At 28.2% G+C, this 7,981-nt stretch carries 6 protein-coding genes; 5 read left to right on the top strand and 1 reads right to left on the bottom strand.

Annotated features, from left to right (window positions below; translation table 11 throughout):
- On the bottom strand, positions 1-872 hold an 872-nt coding region (locus JJE11_RS10160), incomplete at its 3' end, for a hypothetical protein (RefSeq protein WP_291635182.1).
- Positions 873-1,060: 188 nt separating this feature from the next.
- Between JJE11_RS10160 and JJE11_RS10155 the strand changes: the two genes are divergently transcribed.
- From JJE11_RS10155 to JJE11_RS10135, 5 genes are all read left to right on the top strand, one after another.
- The gene (locus tag JJE11_RS10155; RefSeq protein ID WP_291635179.1) at positions 1,061-1,792 is read left to right on the top strand and encodes a LytTR family DNA-binding domain-containing protein; all 732 of its coding nucleotides are present in this window, start codon (positions 1,061-1,063) and stop codon (positions 1,790-1,792) included.
- A 122-nt stretch (positions 1,793-1,914) separates the two neighbouring features.
- The gene (locus JJE11_RS10150) at positions 1,915-2,073 is read left to right on the top strand and encodes a carbon storage regulator (protein WP_291635177.1); all 159 of its coding nucleotides are present in this window, start codon (positions 1,915-1,917) and stop codon (positions 2,071-2,073) included.
- A 318-nt stretch (positions 2,074-2,391) separates the two neighbouring features.
- On the top strand, positions 2,392-4,806 hold the full coding sequence (locus tag JJE11_RS10145) for an EAL domain-containing protein (protein ID WP_291635175.1): 2,415 nt from the start codon (positions 2,392-2,394) through the stop codon (positions 4,804-4,806).
- 53 nt (positions 4,807-4,859) lie between these two features.
- Positions 4,860-6,515, top strand: a complete 1,656-nt coding sequence (locus JJE11_RS10140) for a tetratricopeptide repeat-containing diguanylate cyclase (RefSeq protein WP_291635173.1) — start codon at positions 4,860-4,862, stop codon at positions 6,513-6,515.
- A 137-nt stretch (positions 6,516-6,652) separates the two neighbouring features.
- Positions 6,653-7,891 (top strand): GGDEF domain-containing protein, encoded by a 1,239-nt coding sequence (locus JJE11_RS10135; protein WP_291635171.1) that lies wholly within the window; start codon positions 6,653-6,655, stop codon positions 7,889-7,891.
- Positions 7,892-7,981 lie beyond the last annotated feature (90 nt).

Below are 7,981 nucleotides of genomic sequence, written 5' to 3'. Positions count from 1 at the left end.
TCCTTATCTACAAACATCAATTTTGACATGTATTTTTCAAGAGTATCATAATCTTTATTGGCAGTTAATGTAGAAATAGTATTTAAATGATGGTGAATATCATGTTTATGGGCCTTGGATTTTTCTATGTCATAATTAAGTAGTTTATAATATTCCTTTTGCGTTTCATATTGTTTACTGGCAGCATCAAGTCTGATTTCAAGTAAATCTTTATTATAGGTATGATATATTGAATAAAATATTAAGTAATATAAAGAGATTATTATAAAAAACATAATAACCATAAGAATAAAGCCCAAAAATGTATTATGTTCTTTTGTTGGACCAAAAACCGCACAAAAGAAAACAAAGGCAACAGAAGGAAGGGTATAATAAAAATAATTTATTTTACTAGAAAGATTTAACACCTTTCTCATAGGCTTTCTAAGGTAAAGATAAAAAAAATATATAAATGATATATACATGAAAATATCAACCAAACATCTAAAAAACACTACGTTATGTGATGGATTTGAAAATACAATATAAGGTGATGCCTTAAAAAAAAGGTTAGATATGCTTATAGCTACGGATGAAAAAAAGGAGGATATACTCCATATTCCCAATGATACAAATATTATTTTATAGTATTCTTCTTTAAAAAGAAATATATCACAAACAATTGCTGTGCAACCTAATAGATAGCCCACAAACACATTCATAAATCCCAATCTAGTTATAATAACGAATAATCCAAATGATAAGATAATATTAGTTACCCAAGTAAGTATATTTACGATTCTAGATCTACAAGTTGTCAAAAGCATGTATATAAATACAAGATCTAGAAGATAAGAAATTAGCACTGGTATTAAACCAAATAGTGAATTCATAAGCATCAGTTGCTCCTTTAGTATTAAAAATTGCATTTTAAGATTGTTTATATATGAATATTGCAATATACTCATTAATTCTACAATAAATGCTTTAATAATACAATATTATATAGCAATATTATATTAAATATAATATAATTTAACAGAGGTAAGTTAGGCATAAATCTATTTTAAACAAGAAGTAGGTGATTAATATTTTAAATATTGTGGTTTGTGATGATAATATAGTGGAAACTGAAGTTTTAATTTGTATGGTTAAGGAATATATGAGAAAACAGTCTGAAACTTATAAAGTCATCAGCTTTATCGATGGGGACGATTTAATAGAGTATATAAGTAACTCAAAGAATAGTGTAGATTTAGATATAGTATTTTTAGATGTTTATATGGAGTTTTCTAATGGAATTGAAACTGCAAAAAAACTCAGAGAATATGATAAAGAGTGTAGAATTATTTTCATAACTTCATCTAAGGAACATGCTATTGACAGTTATGAAGTTAAAGCTTTCAATTATTTATTAAAACCAGTTGATAAACATAAATTATGGGATGCTTTGTCGCAAGCAATTGAAAGCATAAATAAAGACAATAATTATGTGGCCATTAAAAATAAGCAAGGAAATTTTAAAATTAAATTTAGTGATATTACATTTTTAGAAAGTGAAAAAAGGCGGGTTCATTTACATACGAAGAATAATGGTACTTTAGCATTTTATGATAAATTAGATGAAATTTGTCTTAAACTTACAGATGAAAGATTTATGAGGTGTCATAAGAGTTACTGTGTTAATATGGAAAATGTTTTAAAGATAGAAGATAGTAGTTTTATTATGGAGAACAAAATAAAAATACCTATAAGTTATAATATCTCGCAGATAAGACAACAGCATTTTGACTATCTTCTAAAAAAAATGTAGTAATTTATACATTTAACGAGCGGATTATTACAATATACATTTACTTAGTTGTTTTTATGATAACATTCTGATAGAAATTGATTGGGATAATCAATGAAATTTTTTGTCAAGGAGGATGTTAAATGCTTGTACTAGGGATAAAAACAGGTGAAAAAATTACATTTAACGATGATATTATAATCAAATTTATAAAAGTTAAGGACCACACCATCAGAGTATCAATTGATGCGCCTAAAAATGTTGTAATCCTAAGAGATGGAGTTATAAATAAAGAAATTTAAAATAAAATTGTAGTATAGTAATGAAACCACCGATTAGAAAATAATAATTCGGTGGTTTTGTATTAAGCAATGGATTATTCTATTTTAAGATTGAAGAAGAAAAGATATTTGTAATAGTAAGGGCGGTCAACTCGGTTGCCTTTTTTTAATTTAAAAAGACATGCATAGACAAAATCGACCAATTTTATCATATAATTTAAAATAAAAAGGGGAAATGTAAAATATGTAGAATAATTAAATATATAAATAAGAGTGTCTGGAGGCGATTACGAGATGATTATTTTCACCACCTTATATTTTCTGTGCGGGATGACATATATGATTATCGGTATATCTACATTACTGAATGATTCAAAGAATAAATTAAACAGGATATTTTTTGTATTAAGCATGTATTTAGCCTTTTGGGCGTTTATGTTTACACTTAAAAATAGTGCATTTGATGCTGAGACGGCAAGCTTTTTTCATATTTATTCCACTTTTTTATGGGCAACGGTTCATTGTGTGCTTTTGCATTATATTATCGTTTTAACAGGCAATGATGACTTTTTTAAAAGAAAATTTGTATATTTAATTTTTTACTCTCCAGCCTTAATTTCAATTTATTTGTATTTTTTTCAACCTCCAAGGGAACATGATTTTGTAAAAACAAATTTAGGATGGGTTCATATTATAGCAACGGATAGGGGATTTGTTTGGACAAATTTTTTCAACATATATTATCTTTCTTATATGATTGCAGTTGTTTTTTTACTGTTTAAATGGTGGAAGAATTCGAAAATAGTAAGAGAAAGGAGACAGGCGAAACTTATCCTAATAACAATTTTTATAACTATAATAGCAGGTGGGGTAACAGATATTGTTCTTCCGACGCTAGGAGTACCACTTATACCTCCTATTGCAGTTATCATAGTTGGTATACCAACAATTGCAATACGTTATTCTATTAAAAAATATAAGCTGATGGACCTTAATCCTGAGAACTTTGCTTTAGAGGTTTTGAAGATAATGAATGAAGGATTAATTATTGCAAATCATGAGGGTATAATAAAAGATATTAATAACGGAGCACTTAAACTAACAGGTTATGAAAGAAATCAATTAAAAGATAAATCCATAAGTACTTTGTTCCCAGAAACAACAAAATTATCAGAACTAACAAATTGTAGTAGTTTTGAAATCGAAATGGTTAAAAGTAATAATAATAAATTATCGGTTCTTTTATCTTCAGCAATTTTAAAAGATAAATGGGGCGATTCATTGGGTAGCGTTGGTATATTTCATGATATTTCAGAAATTAAACTGGCTCAAAATCAATTAATAAAATCATACGATGAACTTGAAATAAAAGTCCAGGACAGAACTAGTGAGCTAAGCAAAGCCAATAAAGAGTTAGAACATGAAATAAATATACGTATAGAGATGGAGGAAAAAGTAAAAAAACTAGCTTATTATGATTATTTAACGGGATTACCAAATAAAAGATTATTTGTTGATAGATTAAATCAGTGTATTCTTGATTCGGTTCAAAATGAAAAAGCTTTAGGGTTGCTATTTCTTGACCTTGATTCTTTCAAGAGGGTAAACGACACAATGGGGCATGATAAGGGTGATGAACTTCTAAAAATGGTTTCAAAGAGATTAACAAACGCAATTAGTAAAAGTGACACTGTTTGTAGAGTGGGGGGAGACGAGTTTCTTATTCTAATTCAAAATTTAGAAAATGAGCATTCTATTATAGAAGTATCAGAAAAAATTCTTAGTATTTTTAAAGGGCCGTTTACAATAGACAGTAATGATTTATTTATAACTACTAGTATTGGTGGATCTATTTATCCTATAGATGGTTGCGACGTAGATACACTAATAAAAAATGCTGATATTGCAATGTATAGGGCAAAAGAAAAAGGGAGAAATAAATTTGAGCTCTGTACTACAATTATTAAAGAGAGTTTGGTTAAAGAGATGAAGTTAACAAATAATTTGTATCAGGCATTAGAGCGCAATGAATTAGAATTATACTATCAACCTCAAGTAAATTTAATAACAGGTGAAATAATTGGACTAGAAGCATTAATAAGGTGGAATAATACCGAACTAGGAAAAGTAAATCCAGGAGAGTTTATATACATAGCGGAAAAGACTGGTTTGATACTGCCAATTGGTGAGTGGGTAATGCGAAGTGCCTGTAGTCAAAGCAAAGCATGGCAAGAAAAGGGTATTTTAAATGTACCAATAGCAGTTAATCTTTCGGTAAATCAATTTCAAAACAAAAAAATAGTCGAATTAATTACTAAAATTTTAAAAGAAACAGGTCTAAATCCAAAGGATTTGGAATTGGAAATAACAGAAAATATAATTATGAAGGAACCAGAATATATAATCGAGTCTTTAAAACAATTACAACAGCTTGGAGTGAAAATTGCAATAGACGATTTTGGTACAGAATATTCCTCTCTAAATTACATTAAACAATTACCGGTAGATAAAATAAAAATAGACATGTCATTTATTCGAGGAATAAACATAAATCATAAAGATGAAGCAATTATTAATGTTATAATTGTATTAGCAAAGAATCTAGGACTAAAGGTAATTGCCGAGGGAGTGGAAACAAAGGAGCAAGTTGATTTTTTGAGAAATCAAAACTGCGATGAAATACAAGGCTATTACTATTATAAGCCAATGACGGTGAGTCAAATAGAAAAACTGATGACAAAGCAATTATCTTAACGCTTTAAAAAATACCACGTAATAATTTTATATTCTGGGGGGTGATTATTATAATGGATATTGCAGAAGCGGTTATGAATAAAATTAAAGAGGCAAAAAAGATTTCAGTTAAGCAGCCAAGCCTTGCTTTTGATATGAGTAAGGAAGCTTATGATATTGCAAAAGCAAATAAGCTAAGTCATGAAGAGGCTTATGCATTGTTTGCCATGGCACTCGCCTGTAGGTCAATGACAAAACTTAATGATTGTTTTAATTATGCTTTCGACGCTTATAAGATATTTAAGACTTTTGATAACCCTATAGAATTAGCTGGAACTTTGAATCTTATAGGTATTGTATATTTTTATAATGCCATGTATGAGCGAGCACTTGAGAATTTTTTAAGATCATTACATCTTTTAGAGGAGACAGAAGATTATCTTACAACGAGTAAAGTGCTGAACAATATGGGTGAGGTTTATAAAGAAGCCGGTAACCTTGAAGAAGCATTAAGTTTTTACAATAAAGCATTCAATTTGTGTGAAAAATATAATTATATGACTAGCCTAGCAGTTATATTAGAAAACATGGGTGAGATATATTTTAGAAAGAAAGATTTCACTTACAGCTTTGAATGTTATAAAAAAAGTTACGACATTTTAATTGAAGATAATAATATTACAGCTCTTTCAGAGCTTCAAAACAGTATAGGGAAAATTCATTTTATCCGAGAGGAATATGATAAGGCAAGAGAGTGTTATAACAATGCGTTTGCTCAATTAGAGGGGATAGAAAATAAGTTTTTTACAATAGATGTACTAATAAACATGGCAGAGCTTGAAATGCTTGAAAACGAAGAACTTTTCTTATCGTATCTATATAAAGCTATTATATATGGAGAAGAAATAAATGCTAGAAAAAAATTAAGTAAGATATATAAAATTATAACTGAATTTTATGAAAGAAAAGGGGATTTTAGATTATCCCTTGAATTTTATAAAAGATATCATTTAATGGAACAGGAAATAGAAACTACGGTGGTCTCACATAAACTTGAAATAATAAAAATTGAGCTTAATAAATTATTTAGTGGAGAGGAAGCTGAAAAGATTACAAAATTAAATGAACAATTAGAGAAGGATATTGGGAATCAAAACCTACTTCTTGATAAAATGGAAAAAGTAAATAGAAATTTAAGAGTAGAGGTAACCTCTGATGAACTTACGAATATACCTAATAGGAGAGGTGTGAAGAATTATCTCTGCCAAGTGTGGAAGGAAAGTGAAATAGAACCCATTAATTCTGCACTTTTAATGATAGATATTGACTATTTTAAGCGTTATAATGATTACTATGGCCATATTGAAGGTGATACATGCCTTAAAAAAATTGCAGACTCTTTAAAGAGTGTTTTTGGGAACAGATATGGAATAGTTGGAAGATTTGGTGGGGAAGAATTCGTATGTTTTATTAAAGACACTAAATTCAATGATGTATTAGACCTTACGGAGATACTTAGAAGTTCAATTGAGAAGCTTGGTATTAATTATATTTGGAATAATGAGTGTTACCCTGTAACCATTAGTATAGGTGGAGTATTTGGATGCATTTCAGATTTTGATAGCTCGCAAGATATGTATTTAATTGCTGATGAAGAACTTTACAAAGCTAAAAATGAAGGACGAAACAATGTTATTTTGAAAAATAAAAATATACTTACTCTTAGTTAAATTGTATTCTAATGAATGTGAAATTACTTTATACATATTGTAATAGTAATGTATTTATTGTAATATTAATATGTATATTATAAACCTCATATTTAAATATTCTTAAAATGCATTAATTAAAGGAGTAACTGATGCTTATGAATTCACTTTTGGGTTTAATACCAGTGCTAATTTCTTATCTTCTAGATCTTGTATTTATATACATGATTTTGACAACTAGTAGATCTAAAATCACCAATATACTTACATGGGTAACTAATATTATCTTATCATTTGGATTATTTGTTATTATAACTAGATTGGGATTTATGAATGTGTTTGTGGGATATCTATTAGGTTCCACAGCAATTGTTTGTGATCTATTTCTTTTTAAAGAAGAATACTATAAAATAATATTTGTAGCGTTGGGAATATGGAGTATATCCTCCTTTTTTTCATCAGCGGCTATAGGCATATCTAATATTTTTTTTAATGCATCTCCTTATATAGCATTGATTAATGCATCACCTTATATAGTATTTTTTAGAAGTTTGATTGATATTTCTATGTACATACCATTTTTAAGCATATTTTATTTTTACATTAGAAAGCCGATGAAAATGGTGTTGAATCTTTCTAGTAAAATAAATTATTTTTATTATACTGTTCCTTCTATTTCATTTGTTCTCTTTTGTGCGATTTTCGGTCCAACAAAAGAACATAATACATTTTTGGGTTTTATTCTTATGGATATCATGTTTTTTTTAATAATCTCTTTATATTACTTAATATTTTCTTCAATATATAACAGGTATAATAACGATTTACAAATCCTACTTCTTGATAAAATGGAAAAAGCAAATAGAAATTTAAGAGTAGAAGCTATCTCTGATGAACTTACCAATATACCTAATAGGAGAGGGGTTAAGAATTATATCGACCAGGTGTGGGAAGAAAGTGAAAAAAGACCTATTAATTTAGCGCTTTTAATGATAGATATTGACTTTTTTAAACGTTATAACGATTACTATGGCCATATTGAAGGAGATACATGTCTTATAAATATTGCAGAATGTTTAAAGAGTGTTTTGGGAGATAGGAATGGGATACTTGGAAGATTTGGTGGAGAAGAATTCGTATGTTTTATTAAAGAGACTGAATATAAGGATGTGATAGATATTACAGAGTTGCTTAGAAGTTCTATTGAGAAGCTTGGTATTAATTATATTTGGAATAATGAGTGTTACCCTGTAACCATTAGTATAGGAGGAGTATTTGGATGTATATCAGATTTTAATAGCTCGCAAGATATGTATTTAATTGCTGATGAAGAGCTTTATAAAGCTAAAAATGAAGGCCGAAACAAAGTTTTATTAAAAAATAAAAATATACTTTAAAGAGGAACTACTGAATATATCTCGGTAGTTTTTTCTTTGTAAAGATTTGTTGATAGGATTAGAAAAATACCTATAGTGGGTTAAATAATA

The organism is Clostridium sp. (assembly GCF_016650095.1).
Classification (GTDB): domain Bacteria; phylum Bacillota; class Clostridia; order Clostridiales; family Clostridiaceae; genus Clostridium_AD.
Note: the sequence above shows the minus strand (reverse complement) of the source record. Positions and strands in the feature narration are given on the sequence as shown.

What these genes read in the sequence shown, in the direction of transcription:
- JJE11_RS10135 (WP_291635171.1), top strand. Translation starts at nt 6,653, where the DNA reads ATGAATTCACTTTTGGGTTTAATACCAGTGCTAATTTCTTATCTTCTA.
- JJE11_RS10145 (WP_291635175.1), top strand. Translation starts at nt 2,392, where the DNA reads ATGATTATCGGTATATCTACATTACTGAATGATTCAAAGAATAAATTA.
- JJE11_RS10150 (WP_291635177.1), top strand. Translation starts at nt 1,915, where the DNA reads ATGCTTGTACTAGGGATAAAAACAGGTGAAAAAATTACATTTAACGAT.
- JJE11_RS10140 (WP_291635173.1), top strand. Translation starts at nt 4,860, where the DNA reads ATGGATATTGCAGAAGCGGTTATGAATAAAATTAAAGAGGCAAAAAAG.